Annotated in this window: 20 protein-coding genes, 1 tRNA gene and 5 pseudogenes; 12 read left to right on the top strand and 14 right to left on the bottom strand. The window is 73.0% G+C overall.

Going from position 1 to position 24,664, the window contains the following annotated elements:
- Positions 1-239 precede the first annotated feature (239 nt).
- Entirely contained in the window at positions 240-938 is a 699-nt protein-coding gene (locus MF408_RS16595) for a DUF981 family protein (RefSeq protein WP_240248621.1), read from the top strand.
- A gap of 59 nt (positions 939-997) precedes the next feature.
- Here the strand turns inward: MF408_RS16595 and MF408_RS16600 are convergent.
- From MF408_RS16600 to MF408_RS16610, 3 genes and pseudogenes are all read right to left on the bottom strand, one after another.
- Positions 998-1,071: transfer RNA gene (locus MF408_RS16600), tRNA-Arg, on the bottom strand.
- 48 nt (positions 1,072-1,119) lie between these two features.
- On the bottom strand, positions 1,120-1,710 hold the full coding sequence (locus MF408_RS16605) for a M24 family metallopeptidase (protein WP_240248622.1): 591 nt from the start codon (positions 1,708-1,710) through the stop codon (positions 1,120-1,122).
- Positions 1,711-1,780: 70 nt separating this feature from the next.
- Positions 1,781-2,569 (bottom strand): annotated as a pseudogene (locus MF408_RS16610) (aminopeptidase P N-terminal domain-containing protein); the annotation flags it as partial.
- Positions 2,570-3,104: 535 nt separating this feature from the next.
- Between MF408_RS16610 and MF408_RS16615 the strand changes: the two are divergent.
- The 5 genes from MF408_RS16615 (at position 3,105) to ettA (ending at position 9,693) form a co-directional block, all read left to right on the top strand.
- Positions 3,105-3,893, top strand: a complete 789-nt coding sequence (locus MF408_RS16615; protein ID WP_240248623.1) for a PrsW family intramembrane metalloprotease — start codon at positions 3,105-3,107, stop codon at positions 3,891-3,893.
- Between the two features lie 51 nt (positions 3,894-3,944).
- Positions 3,945-4,835: a dynamin family protein gene (locus MF408_RS16620; RefSeq protein ID WP_240248624.1), complete on the top strand. Its 891-nt coding sequence runs from the start codon at positions 3,945-3,947 to the stop codon at positions 4,833-4,835.
- A 1,000-nt stretch (positions 4,836-5,835) separates the two neighbouring features.
- A complete protein-coding gene (locus tag MF408_RS16625; RefSeq protein ID WP_240248625.1) occupies positions 5,836-7,278 on the top strand; it encodes a GTPase in 1,443 nt (480 codons plus the stop codon).
- A gap of 154 nt (positions 7,279-7,432) precedes the next feature.
- On the top strand, positions 7,433-8,083 hold the full coding sequence (locus MF408_RS16630) for a single-stranded DNA-binding protein (RefSeq protein ID WP_240248626.1): 651 nt from the start codon (positions 7,433-7,435) through the stop codon (positions 8,081-8,083).
- A complete protein-coding gene (ettA, locus tag MF408_RS16635; RefSeq protein ID WP_240248627.1) occupies positions 8,011-9,693 on the top strand; it encodes an energy-dependent translational throttle protein EttA in 1,683 nt (560 codons plus the stop codon). Before MF408_RS16630 ends, ettA begins: the two co-directional genes overlap by 73 nt.
- A 44-nt stretch (positions 9,694-9,737) precedes the next feature.
- Here ettA and MF408_RS16640 read toward each other — a convergent pair whose 3' ends face one another.
- From MF408_RS16640 to MF408_RS16650, 3 genes are all read right to left on the bottom strand, one after another.
- Entirely contained in the window at positions 9,738-10,271 is a 534-nt protein-coding gene (locus MF408_RS16640; protein WP_240248628.1) for a MarR family winged helix-turn-helix transcriptional regulator, read from the bottom strand.
- A 38-nt stretch (positions 10,272-10,309) separates the two neighbouring features.
- Entirely contained in the window at positions 10,310-10,879 is a 570-nt protein-coding gene (locus MF408_RS16645; RefSeq protein WP_240248629.1) for a GNAT family N-acetyltransferase, read from the bottom strand.
- A 284-nt stretch (positions 10,880-11,163) separates the two neighbouring features.
- Positions 11,164-12,378: an acetyl-CoA C-acetyltransferase gene (locus tag MF408_RS16650; protein WP_240248630.1), complete on the bottom strand. Its 1,215-nt coding sequence runs from the start codon at positions 12,376-12,378 to the stop codon at positions 11,164-11,166.
- A 2-nt stretch (positions 12,379-12,380) separates the two neighbouring features.
- On the opposite strand from MF408_RS16650, the pseudogene MF408_RS16655 reads away from it, so the two are divergent.
- Positions 12,381-12,818 (top strand): annotated as a pseudogene (locus MF408_RS16655) (acyl-CoA thioesterase); the annotation flags it as partial.
- Between the two features lie 205 nt (positions 12,819-13,023).
- A complete protein-coding gene (locus MF408_RS16660; RefSeq protein WP_240248631.1) occupies positions 13,024-13,398 on the top strand; it encodes a thioesterase family protein in 375 nt (124 codons plus the stop codon).
- 36 nt (positions 13,399-13,434) lie between these two features.
- On the opposite strand, the gene MF408_RS16665 is transcribed toward MF408_RS16660, so the two are convergent.
- From MF408_RS16665 to MF408_RS26990, 8 genes and pseudogenes are all read right to left on the bottom strand, one after another.
- On the bottom strand, positions 13,435-13,695 hold the full coding sequence (locus MF408_RS16665; RefSeq protein ID WP_240248632.1) for a sigma-70 family RNA polymerase sigma factor: 261 nt from the start codon (positions 13,693-13,695) through the stop codon (positions 13,435-13,437).
- A 17-nt stretch (positions 13,696-13,712) separates the two neighbouring features.
- Entirely contained in the window at positions 13,713-14,009 is a 297-nt protein-coding gene (locus tag MF408_RS16670) for a sigma factor (protein ID WP_240248633.1), read from the bottom strand.
- Positions 14,010-14,987: 978 nt separating this feature from the next.
- On the bottom strand, positions 14,988-15,362 hold the full coding sequence (locus tag MF408_RS16675; protein WP_240248634.1) for a globin: 375 nt from the start codon (positions 15,360-15,362) through the stop codon (positions 14,988-14,990).
- Positions 15,359-15,763 (bottom strand): mechanosensitive ion channel family protein, encoded by a 405-nt coding sequence (locus MF408_RS16680; RefSeq protein WP_240248635.1) that lies wholly within the window; start codon positions 15,761-15,763, stop codon positions 15,359-15,361. The genes MF408_RS16675 and MF408_RS16680 overlap by 4 nt, the downstream gene beginning before the upstream one ends.
- 85 nt (positions 15,764-15,848) lie before the next feature.
- A pseudogene (locus MF408_RS16685) lies at positions 15,849-16,082 on the bottom strand (mechanosensitive ion channel domain-containing protein); the annotation flags it as partial.
- Positions 16,022-18,337, bottom strand: coding sequence for an ERAP1-like C-terminal domain-containing protein (locus MF408_RS26980; protein ID WP_345893749.1), 2,316 nt, complete (start codon positions 18,335-18,337; stop codon positions 16,022-16,024). The gene MF408_RS26980 and the pseudogene MF408_RS16685, both read right to left, overlap by 61 nt.
- Positions 18,300-19,256 (bottom strand): M1 family aminopeptidase, encoded by a 957-nt coding sequence (locus MF408_RS26985; RefSeq protein ID WP_345893750.1) that lies wholly within the window; start codon positions 19,254-19,256, stop codon positions 18,300-18,302. Before MF408_RS26985 ends, MF408_RS26980 begins: the two co-directional genes overlap by 38 nt.
- A 76-nt stretch (positions 19,257-19,332) precedes the next feature.
- Positions 19,333-20,418 (bottom strand): annotated as a pseudogene (locus tag MF408_RS26990) (hypothetical protein); the annotation flags it as partial.
- Between MF408_RS26990 and MF408_RS16710 the strand changes: the two are divergent.
- The 4 genes and pseudogenes from MF408_RS16710 to MF408_RS16725 form a co-directional block, all read left to right on the top strand.
- Positions 20,393-21,730: pseudogene (locus MF408_RS16710) on the top strand (CHAP domain-containing protein); the annotation flags it as partial. The pseudogenes MF408_RS26990 and MF408_RS16710 overlap by 26 nt on opposite strands.
- A gap of 49 nt (positions 21,731-21,779) precedes the next feature.
- The gene (locus MF408_RS16715) at positions 21,780-22,457 is read left to right on the top strand and encodes a disulfide bond formation protein DsbA (protein WP_240248640.1); all 678 of its coding nucleotides are present in this window, start codon (positions 21,780-21,782) and stop codon (positions 22,455-22,457) included.
- 367 nt (positions 22,458-22,824) lie between these two features.
- Positions 22,825-23,382 carry a maleylpyruvate isomerase N-terminal domain-containing protein gene (locus tag MF408_RS16720; RefSeq protein WP_240248641.1) on the top strand — a complete coding sequence of 186 codons (558 nt, stop codon included), beginning with the start codon at positions 22,825-22,827 and terminating at the stop codon, positions 23,380-23,382.
- Between the two features lie 51 nt (positions 23,383-23,433).
- Positions 23,434-24,660, top strand: a complete 1,227-nt coding sequence (locus MF408_RS16725) for an N-acetylmuramoyl-L-alanine amidase (RefSeq protein WP_240248642.1) — start codon at positions 23,434-23,436, stop codon at positions 24,658-24,660.
- The last annotated feature ends 4 nt before the right edge of the window (positions 24,661-24,664 follow it).

Raw genomic sequence — 24,664 nt, forward strand, 5'->3', positions numbered from 1 at the left:
GGTTGATGTGGGCGGACCCGGCGGTGCCGCGGGGCAGGCGATTCGGCTGACGGCAGAGAAACGGCCCCGGTGAGGTGTGTGCGTAACGCACCGCCGGGGCCGACACGTCAGTACCCGCTCGCCTGCGGTTCATTCGAACACGTTCCCGGAATCTCTCCGCCCGTCCAGGGAGGCGGAATAGAACCGCTACGCAATGCGTTTCGAAATCATCCGACTCCTCCTACGACGCGAGAAAGAAGGTGGACGACGTGGTCGTCTACAACGAGCTGGTCGCCGTGACCGCGGGTGCGGGGCTACTGGGTTTCGCCGGGTTCCTCTCCCGAGTCCTGCGCGGCAAGCGGGTCGAGAGCGAGGGCTGGGCGGCGTTCTTCGGCGTCACCGGGCTCCTGCTGCTGGTGACCGGCCTGCACACCACCATGACCTGGCCCTTCGGCGGTGACGGTTTCGAGTACGCCAACATCGCCTTCGGGCAGCCCGCCGCCGGCTTCGGCGCCCTGCTGCTCCTGGCCGCGATCTTTCTATGGCGGCACCGCAGCCTGTACGCCGGGCCGGTCGAGCCGGTGAAGGACGCCACCCTCGCCGCGCTGAAGCCCGCCGGGATCTTCGTCGGCGCGCTGGGCCTCAGCATGGCGGTCCTCGCCATCACGTTCGTCCGGTTCCAGCTCGGCGCCGCACCGCCGGAGGAGCCGATCAGCGGCCGGTTCGGTCACATCCCGATCATCGAGGCGCTGTTCCTCGGTGGCCTGTGGGGCGTGGTCGCCCTCGGTTCGCTGCTGTTCACGATCGCGCTCTGGACCGACCGGCCGGGTCTGCTCCGGTGGGCGGTGCGCGCCTGGGTCGTCGGTGGCGTCGTGTTCCTGCTCTTCGGCGCGATGAACTTCTACACGCACATCGGGATGTACGACAACATCGCCTTCGGCAACGACGCCAAGTGGTGACCGGCCGGCGGTCACGCGTCCGACCTGCCAGGGCCCGGGATCTCCCGGGCCCTGGCTCGCGCCCCCGGCAGGACTCGAACCTGCGACCAAAAGCTTAGAAGGCTTCCGCTCTATCCAGCTGAGCTACGGGGGCCGGTGAAGCGCGGGCCAGTATCGCACCCGGGCCGGCGCCGCAGGTTCATCAAGGTATGTCGACCAACCTGCGCCTCCCATGGCGGGCACACCGTGGGAGGCGCTGGTTCGGCTGCATACCTTGATGAATCTGCGCCGCCTGCGCCGCCGCGCGCCGTGCCGGGACGCCCGACCTGCGGAGCGAACCGCGGGCGCCGCGCGCACCTACCCCCCGCACGCGCCCCATCCACTCCTCGACGGCGTCGGGGGTGCGGGGGAGGGAGCCGGAGAGGTTGCGGATGCCGTCGGCGGTGACGACGACGTCGTCCTCGATCCGGATGCCGATGCCGCGGAGCTCCTCGGGGACGAGCAGGTCGTCCTCCTGGAAGTACAGGCCGGGCTCGACGGTGAGCACCATGCCCTCGGCGAGGATGCCGTCGCGGTAGGACTCCGGGGCGGCGCGGCCGCAGTCGTGGACGTCCATGCCGAGCATGTGGCTGGTGCCGTGGAGGGTCCAGCGCGCGTAGACCTTCGAGTCCGGCGAGAGCGCCTCCTCGACCGGCACCGGCAGCAGGCCGAGGTCGGCGAGGCCGTGGGCCAGCACCTCCATCGCGGCGTCGTGGCCGGCGAGGAACTTCACGCCGGGGCGGAGGGCCGCCATCGCGGCCTCCCTGGGCGCGGAGCACGAGCGTGTAGAGGTCGCGCTGGACCGGCGTGAACGTGCCGGACACGGGGAGGGTGCGGGTGACGTCGGCGGTGTAGAGGTTGTGGCCCTCGACGCCCATGTCGCAGAGCACCAGCTCGCCGGGCACGATCGGTCCCGAGTTCTCGATCCAGTGCAGCGTGGTGGCGTGGGAGCCGCCGGCGACGATCGAGTCGTAGCCGAGGTCGTTGCCCATCGCGCGGGCGCGGCGGAAGAAGGTCCCCTCCAACCAGCGCTCGCCGTGCTCGAGCACCCGGTCCCACTCGGCGACCGCGTCCTCGAACCCCAGCGCCGTGATGTCGCAGGCCTCCTGCAGCTCGCCGAGCTCCCACTCGTCCTTGACGAGCCGCATCTCGGAGACCACCCGCGCGAGGTCTCCGTCGAGCGTCTCGTCCGCGGGCACCAGCCGGTCGACCGCGTCCGAGACGCCGCGGTGCACGCGGGTCTTCGCGGACTTCCCGAGCGCCGCCTCGAGCTCGTCGACGTGCCGCACCGGCAGGCCGAGGGAGGCCTCGAGCTCACCGAGCGACGGGCGCCGACCCGCCCAGAGCGCGCCGTACTGCCGGTCGCGGAAGAACTCGTCGCTGTCGCGGCCCGAGCGCGGGCGCGCGTAGAGCACGGACTCCCCGTCGGGCTCGACGACCAGCACCGCGTCCGTCGTCTGGTTGCCGGAGAAGTAGGTGTGGGCGGTGTCGGATCGGAACCGGTAGTCGGTGTCGGCGGCGCGCACCTTGAACGTGCCGGCGGGCAGCACGAGCCGCTCGCCGGGGAACAGGGCGGCCAGCCGGGCGCGCCGCTCCGCGGCGTACGGCGTCACCGCGTGCGGTGCGACCTCCCGCTCCCCGGTCGTCCCAGCCGGTGCGCATGAACGCGGCGTAGGCCTCCGGGACGGCGGGGTCGTGCGTCTCGGTCTTGGGCTCGGTTCGCTCCTCGGTCACGCCGTCCACTGTACGTCGCAGCGAGGCCGACGCTGCACCGTACGCAGGTCGCGGAGTCGCTGGCCGATAGGCTTCGGGCCATGCCGGCAGCCCGTCGCGACAGCGTCGCCTTCACGGTCGTCGTGACCGTGGCGGTGGTCGTCGGCGCCCTGCTGATGCTGGCCGTGCTGGCGCTCTCGGGCGCCCCGTCCACCATCCTCGTCGGCACCGTCCTCGCCGCGCTGCCGGTGGGACCGGTGCTGGCGGCGTTCCTGTGGCTCGACCGGTACGAGCCCGAGCCCCGCACACTGCTCGCGCTCGGGTTGCTGTGGGGCGCGTTCGTGGCGACCTGTGCGGCGATCGTGGTGCAGGGCATCGGCGGGTTCGTCGTCGGCTGGACCGAGACCTTCTCCCCTCGCGGTCGCGGCGCCGGTCGTGGAGGAGGCGACCAAGGGGTTGTTCCTGGTGCTGCTGCTCCTGTGGCGCCGGGCCGAGCTCGACGGCGTCCTCGACGGGATCGTCTACGCCGGCATGGTCGGCATCGGGTTCGCCTTCACCGAGAACATCCTCTACCTCGCCGCCGCGTTCGGCGGCACCGCCGGCGTCGGGCCCGGCGGCGTCGAGAGCGTGACACCCACGTTCATCGTTCGCTGCCTGTTCAGCCCGTTTGCGCACCCTCTGTTCACGGCGTTCCTCGGGATCGGCGTCGGCGTCGCCGTCATGGCGCGCAGCCGGGTGGTGCGGCTGCTCGCGCCGGTGGGCGGGTACTGCCTCGCCGTGCTGGCCCACGCCGTGTGGAACGGCTCCACCGTCTTCGGCTTCGGCAGCTTCGTGGTCGCGTACGTCGTGCTCATGGTGCCGGCGTTCGCGGGCATGATCGCGTTCGCCCTGTGGTCGCGGACGCAGGAGCGGGTGATGCTCACCGCCGCTCTCGACGACGCCGCCGCGCGGGGCCTGATCCCGGCGACCGACATCGGCTGGGTGGTCGACCTGCGGGCCCGTCGGCTGGCCCGGAGCCACGCCCGCGCGCTGGGCGGGAACGCCGCGGAGAGGGCGATGCTCGACTACCAGCAGGCCGCGATCGAGCTGGGCTTCCTGCACCACCGCCTGCTGCGCGGCACGCCTCCGCGCGACTGGCAGGCCCGTGGTCAGGACTTCCTGGCGCGGATCCAGGCGGCGCGACCGCGCGTCGCGTTCCCCGGACAGGTGGTCCCGCACCGATGAGCACCCCCCTCCTCCCTGGGTCCCGAGGCCGACGAGCTCACCGGCAGCAAGATGCTGACCGAGCTGGTCCGCCTGCGCGGCGCGCTGCAGGCGGCCGCGCTGCCGCTCGACCTGCCGGGAGTCGCCCCGCTGCGCGACCACCGGCAGCAGGTCATCGACCAGCTCGAGGACTACGTCATCCCGCGCCTGATGTCGCTCGATGCCCCGTTGCTGACGGTCGTCGGCGGGTCGACGGGCGCCGGGAAGTCGACGCTCGTCAACTCCCTCGTCGGCCACCGGGTCACCGCGCCCGGGGTGCTCCGCCCGACGACGCGGTCGCCGGTGCTGGCGCACCATCCCAAGGACGGCCGCTGGTTCGGGCAGGACCGGCTGCTGCCCGACCTCCGGCGGGTCGACCACCCGACCGACGACCCGCACTGCATCCAGCTGGTCCCGACGACCGCGGTGCCGCAGGGCCTGGCGATCCTCGACGCGCCCGACGTCGACTCCGTCGAGGAGCGCAACCGGGTGCTCGCGGGCCAGCTGCTCGCGGCTGCCGACCTGTGGCTGTTCGTGACCTCGGCTGCGCGCTACAGCGACCAGGTGCCGTGGGAGTACCTCAAGCAGGCCGCCGAGCGCTCGACCGCGGTCGCGATCGTGCTCGACCGCACGCCGCCGGACGCGGTGGCGACGGTGTCGGCGCACCTGGCCCGGATGCTGGCCTCCCGCGGCCTCAAGGACTCGCCCCTGTTCGGTGTCGCGGAGGGGCCCGGTCGACGACGACGGCCTGCTCCCGTCCGGGCACGTCGCCGAGATCCGCGGGTGGCTCGAGGCACTCGCCGCCGACCAGGCGGCGCGCGACGCCATCGTCTACCAGACCGTCGGCGGCGCCATCCGGATGCTCACCCGGCGCATCTACCCGATCGCCGACGCCGCGACCGCCCAGCTCGACGCCCTCGGTGACCTCGCCACGGTCGTCGAGCGCCAGTACGACATCGTCCGCAAGCAGCTCGCCACCGCGGCGACCGACGGCACCCTGCTGCGCGGCGACCTCCTTGCCCAGTGGCAGGACTTCGTCGGCAGCGGGGAGCTGATCCGCTCGCTGGAGGGGAAGGTGGGCTTCGTCCGCGAGCGCCTCGTCAACGCGATCAAGGGCAAGCCCCAGCAGGCGGAGCGGGTGGGAGTCGCCGTCGAGACCGGCCTCGAGACCCTCGTCGTCGAGCACGGCGAGCAGGCTGCCGCGCGGGCGGCTGCGGCCTGGCGCGCGACGCCGTACGGCGCCCAGCTCGTCGAGCACGCGACCGACGACCTGGCGCGGGCCTCCCGCGACCTCCGCGCCCGCGCCACCCGGGAGGTCCAGGCGTGGCAGGACGAGCTGCAGGAGCTCGTGCGGGCCGAGAGCGGCGACGTGCGGGCCACCGCCCGGTTCCTGGCCCTCGGCGTGCGCGGGCTGGCGGTCACCTTGGCCGTAGTGGTGCTCGGCGGCGACCAGCCGCCGGCGGCCGCCGCCGACGCGGTGCGGCTGGCTGACCGCCTGCTCGGCACCGTCGTCGGCCCCGGTGCCGCGGGCACGCTGCGGCACCGCGCCCGGGTGTCGCTGGAGGACCGGCTCGCTGCTTTGCTCGCCGGCGAGCGCGGCCGGTACCTTGCCCCGGCCGACCAGTGGCAGCTGCGCCCGGACGCCGGGGAGCAGCTGCGCGAGGCGGCCCGGCGGGTCGACGACCTGCGCTACGCCGCCACCATGCAGAAGGGCTCGGGAGGGAACCTGTGACACAGACGGAGGGGGGAGACCCGCCGCCTGCGTGAGCTCGCCACCCGCGGCACGACGATCGGCGAGCGCCTGGCCGGCCTGGAGCAGGCTGTCGCGGCCGCCCGGGGGCGGCTCGACGACGACCTCCTCGACGACCTCGAGGCGACCGTCGAGCGCGCGACCGGCCGGCTCCGGCTCTCCGCCCACCACACGGTGGTCGCGATCGCCGGCGCCACGGGGTCGGGCAAGTCGTCGACGTTCAACGCGCTCACCGGGCTCGAGCTCTCCTCCACCGGCGTACGACGGCCGACCACGTCGTGGGCGACCGCGTGCGTGTGGGGCAGCGAGGGCGCCGAGGAGGTGCTCGACTGGCTCGGCATCCCGCCCCGGCACCAGACGATGCGCGACTCGATGCTCGACACCCGGCGCGACGACAAGGCGCTGGACGGCGTCGTGCTGATGGACCTGCCCGACCACGACTCGACCGAGGTGTCGCACCACCTCGAGGTCGACCGGCTGGTCGAGCTCGCCGACCTGCTGGTGTGGGTGCTCGACCCGCAGAAGTACGCCGACGCCGCCATCCACGACCGCTACCTCGCGCCGTACCGCACCCACGCGGGGGTCATCCTCGTCGTCCTCAACCACATCGACACCATCGCGCCCGAGAAGCGGCAGGGGATGGTCGACGACGTCCGGCGGCTGCTCGCGCTCGACGGGCTCGGCTCGGTCAAGGTGATCGCCGTCAGCGCTCGCGAGGGCATCGGCATCGACGACCTCCGCGACGAGATCGCCGCCCGGGTCGCGGAGAAGCGCAGCACGACCGCGCGGGTGGAGGCCGACATCGCCGCGGCCGTCGCGCGCCTCGACGAGGCCGGTGGCGACGCCCCGCCCCGCGAGCTGACCTCACGACAGACCACGCAGCTGGCGGATCGGGTGGCCGAGGCCGCCGGGGTGCCCAGCGTCACCGCAGCCGTCGAGCGCTCGCTGCGCGAGCGGGCGGTCCGGGCGACGAGCTGGCCCCCGTTCGCGGTCCTCGGCCGGGTGTTCGCCCGCCGGGGCTCCGGCAGCGCGGCCGGCGACCTGCTCGCGGAGTACGGCCGCGACCGCCGGCCGCGCGTGGCGCCGGTGCAGCGGGCGGTCGTCGACAACGCCGTCCGCGAGCTCGCCGACGACGCAGCCTCGGGTCTCGCCCGACCCTGGGCCGACGCGGTGCGCCGCGCGGCGACCGACGACCTCGAGCGCACCGACGACCGGCTCGACGCGGCCCTCGGCTCGGTCGACCTCCGCGTCGACCGGCTGCCGGCGTGGGTCACGCTCGCCCGGGTGCTGCACTGGCTGCTGCTCCTCACCGCAGTCGGCGGCGGGGCGTGGTGGGCCGTGCTCGCCGTGCAGGGCACCGTCGACGACGCGCCAGAGGTCGCCGGCTTTCCGTTGCCGGCGGTGCTCCTCGCCGCCGGGTTGGCGCTCGGGCTCCTGCTGTGGCTGGTGTTCCGGCCGCTCGCCGGGCGACTGGCCAGGCGACGCGCCGAGGACGCCGAGGCCGGTCTGCGCGAGGCCGTCGACGAGGTGCTCGAGGCGGAGGTCGTCCGGCCGACCCGCGACGAGCTCGCGTCGTACGCCGCGTTCCGCGCCACCGTGGCCGCCGCCCTGCGCTGACGGTGTGGCCGACGCCGGCCCACCTTCCGTCCACAGCCTCGGTCGAGACGGTCGTCGTCCACAGCCTCCGCACCGGACGGCGGCACGACGTCGCCGGCACCGCGTGAACTACTCCCGACCGGCCGCGAACGCGTCCGGTGAGATCGGAGGAGACATGTCCAACGACACGATGGTGACCGTCCAGGGCTGGCTGGGCAGCAACCCGCAGCTGCGCGAGGCGGCCGGCACGCCGGTGGCCAACTTCCGGGTCGGCTGCACGCCGCGCCGGTTCAGCCGCGTGCACAACTCCTGGGTCGACGGGCCGACCCAGTGGTACAGCGTGAGCGCCTGGCGCGCGCTGGGGGAGAACTGCAGCCGCTCGCTCCACCTCGGCGACCCGGTGATCGTCCACGGCCGGCTCAACCAGCGCAGCTACGAGCGCAACGGCGTCGAGGTCCCGGTGCTGGAGATCGACGCGGTCGCGGTCGGCCACGACCTCAGCCGCGGTGTCGGGTCGTTCACCAAGAACGTCGGCAGCGCGCGTCGCGAGCAGCAGCCGGGCGCGGCCAACCCGCCGGCGGAGGGTACGCGCGACCCGTGGGAGGTCGAGCCTGCCGCGTCGGCGCCTGACGACGGGGGGCGCCAAGGGCGCCGACGCTGCCTGACGCCCGGTCCGACCCTGGACCGACCCGCCCGTGGGACGCGGCCACCCCGGGCGGGTCCGACGGGCCGTGAGTGCGTAGGCTCCTCCGCATGGCGGAGTACGTGTTCACCCTGCGTAACGTCCGGAAGGCCCACGGCGACAAGGTCGTCCTCGACAACGTGACGCTGTCGTTTCTCCACGGCGCCAAGATCGGTGTCGTCGGGCCCAACGGAGCGGGCAAGTCGTCGCTGCTGAAGATCATGGCCGGGCTCGACCAGCCCAACAACGGCGACGCGATCAAGGACCCCGAGGCGACGGTCGGCATGCTCCAGCAGGAGCCGCCGCTCACCGAGGGCCGCACCGTCCTCGAGAACGTCGAGGAGGCCGTCGCCGAGGTCAAGGGCAAGCTCGACCGGTTCAACAAGATCTCCGAGGAGCTCGCCGACCCGGACGCCGACTACGACGCCCTGCTGGCCGAGATGGGCGACCTGCAGACCGACCTCGACCACGCGGGCGCGTGGGACCTCGACAGCCGGCTCGACCAGGCGATGGACGCGCTGCGCTGCCCGCCGCCGGACGCGCTCGTCGACAACCTGTCCGGCGGCGAGCGACGCCGGGTCGCGCTGTGCAAGCTGCTGCTCCAGCAGCCCGACCTGCTCCTCCTCGACGAGCCCACCAACCACCTCGACGCCGAGTCCGTGCAGTGGCTCGAGGGGCACCTGAAGAACTACCCCGGCGCCGTCCTGGCGGTCACCCACGACCGGTACTTCCTCGACAACGTCGCGGAGTGGATCGCCGAGGTCGACCGCGGCCGGATCCACGGCTACGAGGGCAACTACTCGACCTACCTCGAGACGAAGAAGGAACGGCTCAAGATCGAGGGCCAGAAGGACGCCAAGCGCGCCAAGATGCTCGAGAAGGAGCTGGAGTGGGTCCGCTCCAACCCGAAGGCCCGCCAGGCGAAGAGCAAGTCCCGTCTCGCACGCTACGAGGAGCTGGCGGCCGAGGCCGACCGCGCCCGCAAGATCGACACCTCCGAGATCAACATCCCGCCGGGCCCGCGCCTCGGTGACGTGGTGCTCGAGGTCAAGGGCCTGACCAAGGGCTTCGACGGCCGCACCCTGTGGGACGACGTGTCGTTCACGCTCCCGCGCGCCGGCATCGTCGGCATCATCGGGCCCAACGGCGTCGGCAAGACCACGCTGTTCCGGATGATCACCGGCCAGGAGCAGCCCGACGCCGGGGAGCTCAACGTCGGCCAGACCGTCAAGATCTCCTACGTCGACCAGAGCCGCGGCGGCATCGACCCCAACAAGAACGTCTGGGAGGTCGTCTCCGACGGCCTCGACCACATCAAGGTCGCGAACTTCGAGATGAACTCCCGCGCCTACGTGGCGTCGTTCGGGTTCAAGGGACCGGACCAGCAGAAGAAGGCCGGCGTGCTCTCCGGTGGTGAGCGCAACCGCCTCAACCTCGCGCTCACGCTCAAGATGGGCGGCAACATGCTGATCCTCGACGAGCCCACCAACGACCTCGACGTCGAGACCCTGTCGTCGCTGGAGGACGCGCTGCTCGACTTCCCGGGCTGTGCCGTCGTCACCTCGCACGACCGGTGGTTCCTCGACCGGGTCGCCACCCACATCCTCGCCTGGGAGGGCGACGAGGAGAACCCGGCGAAGTGGTTCTGGTTCGAGGGCAACTTCGCGGCGTACGAGGACAACAAGATCGAGCGGCTGGGCGCCGAGGCGGCTCGTCCGCACCGGGTCACCCACCGGCGGCTGACGCGCGACTGACGCGCTGGACCGAGTCCGGGCGGGCCGGCGCCGACCGCGGGCGGTCAGCGCCGGTCGTCGCGCAGCTCGCGCTCGGGGTGGTCGGAGATCAGCCGGTCGCTGACGGCGTCCATCACCCGGCCGACCGCGGCGAAGTCGTCGGGTGAGGCCAGGTCGACGAGGTACGTGCGCACGTGCTCGACGTGGCTCGGCGCGACGTTGCGGAGCACCAGGTCGCCACGCTCGGTCATCCGGCAGACGACACCCCGGCCGTCCTCGGAGGCCCCGCAGCGCTCGACGAGGCCGGCGTTCTCCATCCGCTTCACCGTGTGGGTGACGCGGCTGCGGCTGTGGGCGAGGGAGTGCGCGAGCCGGGCCATCCGGAGCGAGCCGTCGGACTCGGAGAGGCGGACGAGGATCTCGTACTCCACCAGCGACAGCCCGTGCTGACGGCGCAGGTCCTCGTCGAGCCGGTCGAACAGCAGCGTGGTGCCGAGGACCAGCGCCCGCCACGACCGCTGCTGGTCGGCGTCGAGCCACCGCGGCTCACGTCGTGACCAGGCTTCGCGGGTCGCGTCGGTGCCCTGCTCCTCCCTCATCCGGGCAGTGTAGGACTTCTGCCGGGGCGCGGACGGCCTCAGCGCAGGTCTCGTCGCATCAGCACCCGGGGGAACCCGTTGAGCACCGAGGTCGTGTCGGCGACGTGGGTGAAGCCGGCCGCCTCGAAGTTCTTGCGCAGCCCGGCGTAGGCCATCGTCTGGTCCACCTTCGCGCCCCGGTTGTCGAGCGGGTAGGCCTCGACCGCCGGCGCGCCCTGCTCACGGGCGTGCGCGACCGCCCCGTCGATCAGGGCGTGGGAGATGCCGCGGCCGCGGTGGCCGGGGCGGACCCGGATGCACCACAGCGACCAGACCGGCAGGTCGTCGACGTGCGGGATGCGCCGGTTGCGGGCGAAGGACGTCGCCGCCCGTGGCGCCACCGCCGCCCACCCGACCGGCTCCGTGCCGTCGTAGGCCAGCACGCCGACCGGCCCCTCGGCCAGGAGCTGCGCGACGTAATCGCCCCGCGCCGGCCCGCGCAGCTCGTTGTTGAGCTTCGACGGGATGCGGTAGCTCAGGCACCAGCAGACGTTGGCGTCGGGCCGCTTCGGCCCCACCAGCGTGCGGACGTCCTCGAAGACGGTTGCGGGTCGTACGTCGACGGTCATGCCCGCAGGTTAGGCGTCACCGCCGACGCCCGAGCGGGCGACGTGACGGGCAAAACCTCCACTTGTCCGGCATTGCTTTGCCCGACAAGTTGAGGTTTCCCCGGTCGGCCGGGGAAACCTCACGCGGCGCAGGCGGGCGGATGGCCCGAGCCGCGCAGAGGTCGCGGTCCCAGCCCGGCCGCCCGGCCGCAGCGGCTCAGCCCATCCGCTCCAGCCCGATGGTCGCGGATGGCCTGAGCCGCGCAGAGGTCGCGGTCCCCACCCGGCCGCCCGCCAGCAGCGGCTCAGGCCATCCGCTCCAGGATCAGCGCCATGCCCTGGCCGCCGCCCACGCACATCGTGATCAGGCCGGTGGTCTTGTCGTGCCAGTCGAGGCTGTTGAGCATCGTGTTCTGCAGCCGGGCGCCGGTCATGCCGAAGGGGTGGCCGACGGCGATCGCGCCGCCGTTGACGTTGAGCTTGTCCATGTCCACGCCGAGGTCCTCCGCCGACGGCAGCACCTGGGCGGCGAACGCCTCGTTGATCTCGACCAGGTCGATGTCGTCGATGGTCATGCCGGCGTTCTTCAGCGCCCGGCGGGACGCCTCGACGGGGCCGAGGCCCATGATCTCCGGCGACAGGGCGGAGACGCCGGTCGACACGATCCGGGCGAGCGGCGTTAGGCCGAGCTCGGCGGCCTTCGTGTCCGACATGATCACGACCGCGGCGGCGCCGTCGTTGAGCGGGCAGCAGTTGGCGGCGGTCACGACGCCGTCGGGGCGGAACACCGGCTCGAGCTGCGAGACCTTCTCGTACGTGACGCCGGCCCGAGGCCCGTCGTCCCTCGTCACCACCGTGCCGTCGGGGAGCGTGACGGGGGTGATCTCCCGCTCCCAGAAGCCGTTGTCGATCGCCTTCTCGGCCAGGTTCTGCGAGCGGACGCCGAAGTGGTCGAGGTCCTCCCGCGCGAGGCCGCGGAGCCGGGCGACGTTCTCGGCGGTCTGGCCCATCGCGATGTAGATGTCGGGCAGCAGGCCGTCCTCGCGCGGGTCGTGCCAGTCCTTCCCGCCCTGGGCGTAGTCCTTCGTCCGCTCCTCCGCGTCGGCGAAGAGCGGGTTCTTGGTGCCCGGGATGTGGTCGGAGGTGCCGTGCTGGAAGCGCGACACGGTCTCGACGCCGGCCGAGACGAACACGTCGCCCTCGCCGGCCTTGATCGCGTGGAACGCCATCCGGGTGGTCTGCACCGACGAGGAGCAGTAGCGGGTGATGGTGGCGCCCGGGATCTCGTAGCCCAGCAGCGTCGTCACCACCCGGGCCATGTTGTTGCCCGACTCGCCGCCCGGCAGGCCGCAGCCGAGGTAGAAGTCGTCGATCTCGGCGGGGTCCAGCGCCGGGACCTTGTCGAGCGCGGCCCGGGTGATCAGCGCGGTGAGGTCGTCGGGACGGAAGTCCTTCAACGAGCCCTTGTTGGCCCGGCCGATCGGCGTACGGGTGGCGGCGACGATGACGGCCTCGGGCATGGATGCTCCTCGCTGGTCGGGTCGACGGATCCCGCCAGCCTAGTCGGGGCCGAGTGGAACAGGTTCCAGACGTGGCGCACGCCACAGCGGCCGGGAAGCGCCGCGGTCCGGGCGCATGGAACGATGCGGCGGTGCGGCACCGCTACGCCTCTCCCGTCCGCTGGGCCGACCTCGACCTCCTGGGCCACGTCAACAACGCGCGCTACATCGACTACCTGCAGGAGGCCCGGGTCGACATGCTCCGCGCCCACCGCTGGTCGGGCGCGCCCGGCGGCAGCGACGCGAGCACCGACGACCTCGTCGACGCCATCGTCGTGACCCGCCACGAGATCACCTACCGAGCGCCGCTCCACTTCGGGGACCGCCCGGTGCTGATCGAGTGCTGGGTGACCGAGCTGCGCGCCGGGTCGTTCACGCTGGCCTACGAGCTCTTCGACGAGGACGACGAGACGGGGGAGCGGACCGTCTACGCCGAGGCGCAGACGGTGCTCGCGCCGTACCGCTTCGACATCGAGAGCCCGCGCCGGCTCACCGCCGCGGAGCGCACCGCCCCTGCAGGCGTACGTCGAGCCGCCGGCGGAGCCGTGGCAGCGGCCGGCGCCGGCCGAGGCGGGCCGGTACGAGATCGGGCACTACGCCGTGCAGGTGCGCTTCAGCGACGTCGACGTCTACCGGCACGTCAACAACGTCGTGTACTTCGAGTACTTCCAGGAGTCGCGGATCCGGTTGTTCATGGACCTCAGCCGCGACCTGCCGCGGATCGAGCAGCCGGTGGTGGTGGCGCACATCGAGGTCGACTACCTCGCACCGATCCTGCTGCGGGCCGAGCCGTACGACTGCTGGACCAGGGTGGCCCGGATCGGCCGCACGTCGGCCGTGCTGGAGTCGGAGATCGTCGACGGCGACCGGCCGCTGGCGCGCGCCCGGGTCGTCCTCGTGTTCGTCGACCCGCAGACCCAGCAGCCGGCCGAGCCGGACCCGGTGTTCCGCCGGCGGCTGCAGGAGGTCTTCGACCTCTGACCGGCCGGTCCGCGTGGTGTGGCGCCGGCGTGACGACTACGCCGTCGCTCCCGGCGACGACGCGGGCCCGACCGTGGACGTGGTGTGGACGGCGAGGACGCTGCGCAGCCGCTTGAGACCGCGGTGCCGGGCCACCCGGACGGCCACCGCGCTGATGCCGAGCGCCTCGGCGGTCGTCGCGACGTCGAGGTCGAGCACCTCCAGGCAGGTGACGACGTCACGCTCGCGCTCCGGCAGGTGGCCGAGCGCCTCGCGCACCCACTCGGAGCCGACGAACGCCGACTCGGGACCCGCCACCACGGGGTCGTCGCCGATCAGGGAGGGGCGACCGCGGCTCGTCGGCCGCTGCGGCGACGGGCGTTGGCCAGGTGGTTGCGGGCGATCCCGAACAACCAGCCCGCGAACTCCGTCGACGTGCCGTGGAAGCCCCCGACCTTCTCGGCGGCGACCAGCCACGCCTCGGCGGCGACGTCGTCGGCCGCGACGTCGATGCCGGCCAGTCGGGTCTCGAGCCACAACGCCAGCCGCCCGGCGTGAGCACGGTAGAGCTCCCGCCAGGCTTCGGGGTCGCCGCTCTTGGCCGCGGCGACGATCGCGTCGTCGGACCTCACCGAGCGTGATCAGCTCCTGCACCGTGGTGGACGGGACGCCTCCAGTGTGCAGCAGGAAGGGCCGTCAGCCGGCACCTCCGGGTCCGCGGTGGCCGTGGGGTCCGCGGTGGTCGCGCGGTCCGCGGTCGTCGTGCGGTCCACGGTGGCCGTGCGGTCCGCGGTCGTCGTGCGGTCCGCGGTGGCCGTGCGGTCCGCGGTCGTCGTGCGGTCCGCGGTCATCGTGCGGTCCGCGGTCGTCGTGCGGTCCGCGGTCGTCGTGCGGTCCCCGGTCATCGTGCGGTCCGCGATCGTCGTGCGGTCCCCGGTCGTCGCGCGGTCCCCGGTCGTCGCGCGGTCCCCGGTCCTCCCGCGGTCCCCGGTCCTCCCGCGGTCCGCGGCCGTGACCGGGACCGTTGTCGGGATCACGGAGGTGGCCCCTCCGCCCGACCGCCGCCGTGGCCGTTGCCGTCACCGTCGCCCCGGCCCGGTCCCTCCCGAGGCGGCTGGCCGGTGGCCGACGGCGACGGCGCCGTCGGCTGCGTGGGGGAGGTGCTGGTGCCGGACGGCCCCGGGGACGTGGGGCCGTCCGGCGTGGAGCCGGCGTCGTCGGGCTGTGGGGTCCCGGCGCCGCCGTCTCCGTTCGTCGGCTCGACGGTGGGTGCTGGCCGGTCCGGCGACCCGAAGGGGGACTCGGGCCCCGGCAACGCACCCGCCACCCCAGGTGGTGCCTCCGACGACGGCGACCGTGGCCGCCACGACGAGGCCCCGCACACCGGCGAGCCGTGCCCTCCGAGCGCTCGGCGCGGAGGCCGCGCCGAGCTCGGCCAGCTGGTGGAGCAGCACCGGGTCCGGCTCCAGGGTCGGTGGGGCGACCCGGAGCGCTCGGGGGACCGGCGCTTGATCATCAGCTTCCTCTGGCTCGGAGAGCAGTACCTGCACCCCGTACCTGTCGCGAGGCGCCCGCCGCGTTACACCGGGTCGGAAGATCTTTGCCGAGGCTCAGCCAGGGGTGTTGACCATGAACGTCGCCGCGTGGGTGACGTAGGCCCAGAACTTCGCGTCCTGCTCGGGGCTGAGCTCGACGGAGTCGAGGCCCTCCCGGAAGTGCTTGAGCCAGCGGTCGCGCGCCTCCATGTCCACGGCGAACGGCGCGTGCCGCATCCGGAGCCGGGGGTGTCCGCGCTGCTCGGAGTACGTCGTCGGCCCGCCCCAGTACTGGACGAGGAAGTGCAGGAAGCGCTCCTCCGCCGGCCCCAGGTCCTCCTCGGGGTACATCGGGCGCAGCACCTCGTCCTCGGCCACGCCCTCGTAGAACTTCGCGACGATCCGCCGGAACGTCTCGAAGCCGCCGATCTCCTCGTAGAAGGTGCTCACGCCACCATCATCCCGCGTCGGTCGAACCGGCCGACCCGGAGTCCTCCGCGGCCGCCCGCCTGTCCTCGCGGTGCCAGATCACCCCGCTGCGCGAACGGGATCTCGATCCCCTCGTGGTCGAAGCGGGCCTTGATGCGCTGCCGCAGCGCCCGGGCGACCCCCCACTGCTCGAGCGGGGCGGTCTTGACCATCACCCGCAGGGTCACCGAGTCCGCGGCCAGCATCTCGACCCCGGTCACCTCGGGCTCCTCGATGATGACGTCCTTGTACTCCTCGTCCTCCCACAGGTCGTGGGCGATCTCGCGGAGCACCCGCTGCACGCGGGCCAGGTCCTCCTGGTAGCCGACCCCGACGTCGATCACCGCCCGCGACCAGTTCTGGCTCTGGTTGCCGACGCGCACGATCTGCCCGTTGGGGACGTACCAGACGGTGCCGTTGATGTCGCGGGAGCCGGGTCATCCGCAGCGTCACGGCCTCCACCGAGCCGGACGCCTCGCCGACGTCGACGACGTCGCCGACGCCGTACTGGTCCTCGATGAAGATGAAGATGCCGGCGAGGAAGTCGCGGACGAGCGACTGGGCGCCGAAGCCGAGCGCGATGCCGATGATGCCGGCGCTGGCGATGATCGGCGCGATGTCGACGCCGAGCTCGCTGAGGATCATCGTCCCGAAGACCGCGAGCACGACCACGGTGATGATGCTCTTGAGGACGCCGGCCATGGTGGCCGCCCGCTGCTTGCGGCGGGCGGTGACGGGGAGTCGACCCGCTCGGGCAGCACTCCCTTCTCCGCACGGCGGGCGATCCGGTCGACGAGCCGGTGGAGCAGCCAGCGGAGGACGCCGCCGAGCAGGACCAGCCCGAGGATCGCGAGCGGCTTGCCGATGAGCACGTCGGTCCAGTCGGCGAACGTGCTGTTGCCGGTCAGGTCGTAGGCCAGGTCGCACAGCTGCTCGCCGTCGGCGCACGGCGCGACCAGGGGCAGGGAAGGCATCCCCCGAGTGTGGCAAATCGCAGGGTCGGGGGGCGAACCGTGGGCCGTGAGCCCGCGCACACCCGGTCGTCGCGGCGACGGGGCCGAGCACCCCGCGCGGTCGTCACGGGCAGTCGATAGCATGCGGTCGTGACCAGCACAGTCGTACGCCGTCTGCTCGCCGCTGCCGCGTCCCTCGCGCTGACCGGCGCCACCGTGGTGCTCGCCGCGGCGCCCGCCTCGGCCGACACCCCGGAGGGGTGGCCCGACAAGCCGTCGATCGACGTGGTGGAGATGCTGCTGCTCTTCGTCGGCGTGCCGCTGCTGGTCTTCGTGGTCGTGTCGGCCCTGGTCCTCGCCCCCGCGCTCGCGCGCGGCGAGTCGATCGGCCCCGGCCAGAAGGAGCCGGAGCCGGAGTGGCTCGGCGGCCCGCGCAAGTCGCCGGACGAGCTGGCGGCGCCGGACTCCGAGACGTCGAAGGCCGGCGGCGCCGGCGGCGGCTGGTAGGGGGCCGCGGATATGCCCTCCGGCGCGTTCCTGACCGACGCGGAGCGTGCCGCGCTCGACGCCACCATCCGGGCGGCCGAGCAGGCCTGCCGGGCGGAGATCTCGGTCTACATCGGCCCGACCGGCGCCGACGAGCCGCGCGTCTTCGCGACCAGCCTGCACAACACGCTCGTCGCGCCGCCCCGCAGCATCCTGGTGCTGGTCGACCCCGGCCGACGTGCCGTGGAGGTCGTCACCGGCGGCTACGTGCGCCGCAAGCTCACCGACGCCGAGGCCGCCCTGGCGGTCGAGGAGATGACCCGCTCCTTCGCCGACGGCGACCTCGCCGGCGGCCTCACCCGCGGCATCCGCCTGCTCGCCGACCACGCTCGCTGACGGGCTCGCTGACGGGCGCCGGGCCCCTCGCGCTCGGCGAGGGCCCCGCGACCCGACGCGGCTGCGCGGCCTACCGCTGCGCGTCCTTCCGCTGCGCGGCGAGGGCCCGGGCGACGTCGTCGCGACCCTCGCGCACGAACCGGACGGCGCCGGGGTTGACGCCCTCGGCCTTCTCGAGCCAGGCGTCGACCTTGCGAGCGTCTCCTCGGAGCCGAGGAGACGCGGGAAGATGTACTCCAGCGACACGGCGGCCCGGTGGGCGCCGAGACGGTCCCAGGCGAGCGGGGCGTCGGCGAGGTAGCGCTCGACGTACGGCGCGAGCACCTCCTCCTGGCCGTCGCGCCAGAACGACAGCACGACGCTCTTGGCCGTCTCGTTGGGCACGGTGCCGTCGACCATGGCCTGCTCCCACGCCCGGGCCTTGGCCTCGGCGGTGGGCATCGCGGCTCGTGCGGCGGCGGCGTGCTCCTTGCCGGAGATCGTGTTGTCGCGCTCGAGCTCGGCGTCGATCCGCGCGTCGTCGGCGCGGCCGACCCGCGCCAGGTTGGCCAGCAGGTTCCACCGCAGGTCCTGGTCGACGGCGAGGCCCTCGAAGGCCAGCGAGCCGTCGAGCAGCGCCTCGAGGTCGGCCACCGCCTTGTCGCTGTGGGCGACGGCGGCGTAGGCGCGCACGAACGTGAGCTGGTGGTCGGTGCCCGCCTCGGCCTGCTCGAGCAGCTCGCGCAGGCCGCGCTCCCACCGGGCCCGCAGCGCCGGCTTGGTGGCCGGTGCGGCGTAGACGGCGACCGCCTGGGCGGCGTACGACGGGAACGCGGTGACGCCCCAGGAGTCGGTCTCGGCGCCGATGTTGCCGAGGACCAGCTCGACGAAGTCGGTGGCGGCCATCTCGGCGTCGCGGGTCATGTCCCACGCGGCGCTCCACACGAGGGCGCGCGCCAGGGAGTCGTCGAGCCGGGACAGGCTGGAGACGGCCGTCTCCAGCGAGCGGGGATCGAGCCGGACCTTGGCGAAGGTCAGGTCGCCGTCGTTGAGGAGCAGCAGATCGGGCTGTGCCTTGCCGACGACCTCGGCGAGCTCGGTGAGCTCACCGTCGATGTCGACCTCGACCTGGTCGGTGCGCACCAGGCGGCCGTCGACGTCGTTGTAGAAGCCGATGCCGATCCGGTGCCGTCGCAGCGTGGGGGTGGTCGGGGTGCGCGCTCTGCCGGACGGCGAACGAGGCGTAGGTGCCGTCGTCGGCGAGCTCGAACTCGGGCGTGACCGTGTTGACGCCGGCGGTCTGCAGCCACTCCTGCGCCCAGCCGCTCAGCTCACGGCCCGACGCCTTCTCCAGGGCAGTGAGGAGGTCGACGAACTCGGTGTTGGCGTAGGCGTGGTCGCGGAAGTACTCCCGCAACCCCGCCAGGAACGGCTCGAGGCCCACCCAGGCCACGAGCTGCTTGAGCACCGCCGCCCCCTTGGCGTAGGTGATCATGTCGAAGTTCACCTCGACCGCGTGCAGGTCGACCATGTCGGTGGCGATCGGGTGGGTGCTCGGCAGCTGGTCGGCGCGGTAGCCCCGCTGCTTGCGGGCGTTGGTGAAGCCGGTCCAGGCCTCGGTGTAGGACGTCGCCTCCACCTGGGCGTGGTAACAGGCCCACTCGGCGAACGACTCGTTGAGCCAGAGGTCGTCCCACCAGCGCATCGTCACGAGGTTGCCGAACCACATGTGCGCCATCTCGTGGAGGATCACCGAGGCGCGGAACTCGTAGAACGAGCGGGGCTGGCGCGACCGCGGGATGTACTCGTCGCGCAGCGTCACGCAGCCGGCGTTCTCCATCGCGCCCATGTTGTACTCGGGCACGTAGAGCTGGTCGTACTTCTCGAACGGGTACGGCGAGTCGAACTGGTCCTCGAAGAACGCGAAGCCCTGCTTGGTGAGGAGGACGATCTCCTCCCCGGTCGCGGTCGAGGCAGTCCTTGAGCGACTGCCGGGCGTAGTGGCCCAGCGGGATGGTGCCGTGCTTGCCCTCGTAGACGTCCTGCACCTCGTAGTACTCACCAGCGACGACCGCGGTGATGTAGGTGGACATCCGCTTCGTGGTCGGGAAGCTCCACTGGGCGGTGCCGTCGCCGCGGTCGACGGGCTCCGGGGTGGGTGCGTTGGAGACCACCTTCCAGTGCGCCGGTGCGGTGACGTTGAAGTCGAAGACCGACTTGAGGTCGGGCTGCTCGAAGCAGGCGAACACCCGCCGCGCGTCCGGGACCTCGAACTGGGAGTAGAGGTAGACCCGGCCGTCGGCGGGGTCGACGAAGTGGTGGAGGCCCTCGCCGGTGTGGGAGTAGGTGCAGTCGGCGCGCACGACCAGCTCGTTCTCCGCGCGGAGTCCGGGCAGCGCGATCCGGCTGTCGGCGTAGGCCGTCGCCGGGTCGAGCCGCTCGCCGTTGAGCGTGATCTCGTGGACGGTCGCGTCGACCAGGTCCACCCACGTCTCGGCGCCGGGTTCGCGGCACGTGAAGGTGATGGTGGAGGTCGAGCCGAAGGTCTCCACGCCGTCCTCGGTGGCCCTGGTGAGGTCGAGGTCGATCGTGTACGACGTGACGTCGATCAGCGCGGCACGGGCGGTGGCCTCGTCGCGCGTGAGGTTCGTTCCGGGCATGCTCGCCATCCTCGCACCGGACGCCAGTCCGCCCGGCATCGGGCGCGGCAGAACTGTCCTCGAGGACGAACGACGGCGGCGAACCACAACGGTGTAACTCTCGAAAGTCAAGCGCGACACGCCTGTGACGGGTGGGTTTTTCGGGCATTTTGTTGCGTTCTGAGGCGGAAGTGGCCGAGAGTGGAGCCCATGCGTCTCGGACGACACCTCTGGCGCGGCGGGTCCGCCCTGCTCGCGAGCACGCTGCTGGCGACCCTCCTCGTGGTCACCGCGGCCCAGGACGAGCGGGCTGCGAACGCCCCGTCCGGCTCCGCGGCGTCGCCCGACCCGACCCCCGTCGCGGGGTCGACGTACCTCTGCAGCGGCTACGACGGCTGCCGCCGGGCGGGCTACTCCGACGCCGGCTACGGCGCGGTCAACCACCGCATGTACTGGCGGATGTACAGCGGGCACAACTGCACCAACTACGCGGCGTACCGGATGATCAAGGCCGGCATGCCCAACGAGCGCCCCCTGGTCGGGCGGCGGCAACGCCAGCGAGTGGGGCCTCCAGATGCGCCACATCACCGACCAGAAGCCGGCGGTCGGCGCGATCGCCTGGTGGGGCCGCTACTCCAACGGCAGCGGCTCCGCCGGCCACGTCGCCTACGTCGAGCGCGTCGTCTCCGCCACCGAGATCATCATCTCCGAGGACAGCTGGGGCGGCACGTTCCACTGGCGCCGGCTGACCAAGGACAGCGGCCGGTGGCCGACCGGCTTCATCCACTTCGTCGACACCAAGGTCGTGGAGAGCCTCGCCCCGCCGACGGTCAGCGGCACCCCGCAGGTCGGCGTCCCGCTCCGGGCCGTGCGCGGCAACTGGAAGCCCGCGGCCAAGAAGCTCACCCTGGGGTTCCAGTGGTACGCCGACGGCGAGCGGATCCCCGGGGCGACCGAGCAGGTCTTCACCCCCGGCGCCGACCAGGCGGGCAAGCGGCTGACCGTGTCGGTGACCGGCCGCAAGCAGGGCTTCACCCCCGCGACCGCCACCTCCGCGGCGAGCGCCGCGGTCGCGCGCGGCGAGTTCGAGGTCGTGACCCGCCCGACGATCGCCGGCGACCCGCTCGTCGACGAGTCTCTCACCGCGGTGCCGGCGACGTTCTCACCGGCGACCCGGCCCGGCGTCTACCGGTGGCTGGCGGACGGCGAGATCATCGAGGGCGCCGACGGTCCCCGGCTGGCGCTGACCCGCGACCTGGTCGGCAAGCAGATCCAGGTCAACACCCCCGCGCGGGGCGCCGGCTACAAGAACCAGCCGGTGCGCTCGACGCCGGTGGGTCCGGTCGCGGTCGGCAAGATCGAGACGACGGCGCCGTCGGTGCTCGACGGCACGACCCGGGTCGGCAGCGAGCTCGCCGTGACCCCGGCGACGGTCACGCCCGCCGACGCCGGCCGCTCCTACCAGTGGCTGCGCGACGGGCGGGCGGTCGCGGGCGCCACCGGCACGTCGTACGCCCTGACCGCCGACGACCTCGGCACGCAGATCTCGGTGCGGGTCACCCACAGCCGACGCAACTTCCTGCCGCTGGTGGAGCGGCTGGCCGCACCGGCGGCCGTCACGACCCGGCCGACCCTCGCGACGCGGGTCGTCGGGAAGCCGCGGCGGGCCGTGGTCCGGGTGCGGCTCACCGCCCCCGGCGTCGGACCGGTCGACGGGCGCGTCGTGGTGCGGGTGGGGGTCCGCCAGGCGACGGTCCAGCTGGTCGACGGGCGGGCCCGGGTGGTCGTGCCCGGCGTCGTGCCCGGGCGACGCAAGGTGCGGGTGCGCTTCGCGGGAACGACGACCGTGGAGCCGGCCGTCGCGGCGTCGGTCGTGCGGGTGCTCCGCCGGCGCTAGGAGCCGCTGGTCGGGAATGTGGACCGTCGTCCGTACTGTTGGTACGGACATGACCTCGGACACCGCTGCCCCCGCCGCCCCTGCCCGCCCTGTCGACCGGGACGCCGAGAAGGACCGGGCCGACTTCTGGTTCGACCCGCTCTGCCCGTTCGCATGGATCACCTCGCGCTGGATCCTCGAGGTCGAGCAGGTGCGCGACATCGAGGTGCGCTGGCACGTCATGTCGCTGGCCTACCTCAACCAGGACCGGGACATCCCCGACGACTACCGACGGATCCTCGCCCCGGCCTGGGGGCCGGTGCGCGTGCTGATCGCGGCCCAGCAGAAGTACGGCGACGACGTGCTGCTGCCGCTCTACACCGCCCTCGGTGAGCGCATCCACCTGGGCGGCCGCAGCCTCCACGAGCAGGACGACCAGGGCCGGGCCCTCGTCGTCGAGGCGCTCGAGGAGGCGGGCCTCGACGCCGGTCTGGCCGACGCGATGGACGACCGGTCCTACGACGACGCGGTGGCGGAGTCGCACCATGAGGGGATGGACCAGGTCGGCGACGACGTCGGCACGCCCACGATCGCGGTCAACGGCGCGGCGTTCTTCGGCCCGGTGCTCTCGAAGATCCCGCGCGGCGAGGACGCCGGCCGGCTCTGGGACGGCTGCGTGGCCGTGGCGTCGTTCCCCTACTTCTACGAGCTGAAGCGCACCCGCACCGGCGACCTCGACTTCAGCTGACGGCCGGGGCCTCTCGGCTGAGGTGCGCGGCGTAGGTGGCGGGTCGGCGGTGGTTGCGACCGACAGGGCAGCGACGAGGGCCGGGTCGCGTGGTGCGGTTGTCGGTCGGGTTGCGGTCGGCGCGGGAGCGTGCCTGCGGGGGGCCGGTCGGTCGCTGAGCCGTACCCGCCGGCCCCCGACCCGCGGTTTTGTGACCAATCGTCGTTCGGCCGCGTGAGACCGCCACGATTGGTCAGAGAACGCATGAAATTGGGGCCTTTCGCATGCGGTTTGTGACCAATCGTCGGCCCCGCAAATCCGTTCGCGCCGACAACGTGGAGCCGGCCGGACCCTCGACCGGCGTCCGGCCGTGGCCTACCGTCGGACCATGTCCACGTCGACGCAGTCAGAGACCCTCCCCGTGCTGGTGCGGGCCCTCGACCAGGCGGGCGACGTGCTCGACCACGTGCACGCCGACCGGCTCGGGGACCCGACACCGTGCAGCGACTGGGACGTGGGCCGGCTGGCCGACCACCTGGTCGACTCGCCGGTCGCGTTCCTGACGATGGTGCGGGGCGACCGGCCGGACTGGGACGCGCCGCCGCCCCACGTCACCGAGTCGTGGGGTGCCGCGTTCCGGGTGCACGCCGACGACCTAGTCCACGCCTGGCACGAGCTGACGGAGGACCCGCCGGTGCCGGCCGCGATGATCGTCTCCGAGCTGGCCATCCACACGTGGGACCTGGCCACCGCGATCGGCTTCCCCGGTCGAGCGCCTCGACCCGGAGGTCGCCGAGACGGGGCTGGCGTTCATGCGCGCCAGCCTGAAGCCGGAGCTGCGCGGCGAGGCGTTCGGCGCCGAGCAGGAGGCGCCGGAGGGTGCCGGCAGCTACGAGCGGCTCGCCGCCTTCGCCGGCCGCAGCGTCCGAACCCCTTGACCCGCTGACACGCCCGCCGCGGAGATTCCCATATCCCTTGGGCGGGTGACGCATGCTCGATGACCATGGGCTTCTCGGACCTGCCACTCGCACGCCGTGACCTGAGCATCCTGCCGGCGGCTGCCGCAGCCGCGACCGCGGTCGGGGCCACGCACGCCGCACCGGCCCGCTCCGTGCCGCCCGCGACCACCCTGCCAGGCCGCCGCCGGCTGGTGGACGACGGCGGCATCGCGGCCCTCGACCTCGAGCTCGACACCCTGCCGGCCACGACCCGGCGGGCAGGTGGGCGGCTGCGGACGCCGGTGATCGAGGCCGACCGGTTCCGGATGGTCGGCGTGACCTGGCGGGGCGGCCGCGGTCGGGTGTGGGCCCGTTGGCGCCGGACGTCGGGCGGCTGGACGGGGTGGCGTGAGCTCCCGCCGCTGAGCCACGGCCCCGACCGGCGCGGCCCCGAGCGAGGACGCCGCGGAGCGGCGACGGACCTCACCTGGACCGGCCCGAGCGACGCCGTGCAGCTGGAGCTCACCGGCGCCGCGCGGGCCCCGGTGCTGACCCTGCTCGAGCTCCGCCGACTGCCGGGCGACCGCCGCGCCGACGAACGCCTCTCCGCGCCCCGCCGCAACGGAGGAGGCACCCTCCCGAAGCCGGGGGCCGTGCCGATGCCGCGGATGCTGTTCCGCAAGGCCTGGGGACCCAACCCCGCCTGGCGCAACGGGTCGCCCTCCTACAACCGCCGGATCCGGCAGCTCCACGTGCACCACACCGTCAACGGCAACGACTACCGACGCGCCGACGTGCCGGCCATGATCCGCGCGATGTACCGCTACCACACCAAGAACCTCGGCTGGTCCGACATCGGCTACAACTTCCTGGTCGACCGGTTCGGCCGGCTCTGGGTGGGCCGCGCCGGCGGGCCGCGCAAGGCGGTGCGGGGCGCCCACACCCTCGGGTTCAACCACGCCTCGGTGGGGGTGGCGGTGATCGGCAGCTACGAGACGACCGAGCCGCCGCGGGCGGTGATCCGGGCGCTCGTGCGGATCGCGTCGTGGAAGCTCGACCTCTACGACGGCCGGCCCCGCGCGAGGATCCGGATCCGGAGCGGCGGCAGCGACCGGTTCCGCGAGGGCCGTCGGGTCCGGCTCCCCACGATCGACGGCCACCGGGACACCAACCAGACCGCCTGCCCCGGTGCCCGCCTCTACGCCGCGCTGCCGGCCGTGCGCCGGCGTACGGCGCGCCGGATCCGGAAGTTCCGCCGCCGCCAGGCCTCACTCCGCACCGGCTGAATCC

This window comes from Nocardioides sp. TF02-7, assembly GCF_022437945.1.
Taxonomy (GTDB): domain Bacteria; phylum Actinomycetota; class Actinomycetes; order Propionibacteriales; family Nocardioidaceae; genus Nocardioides.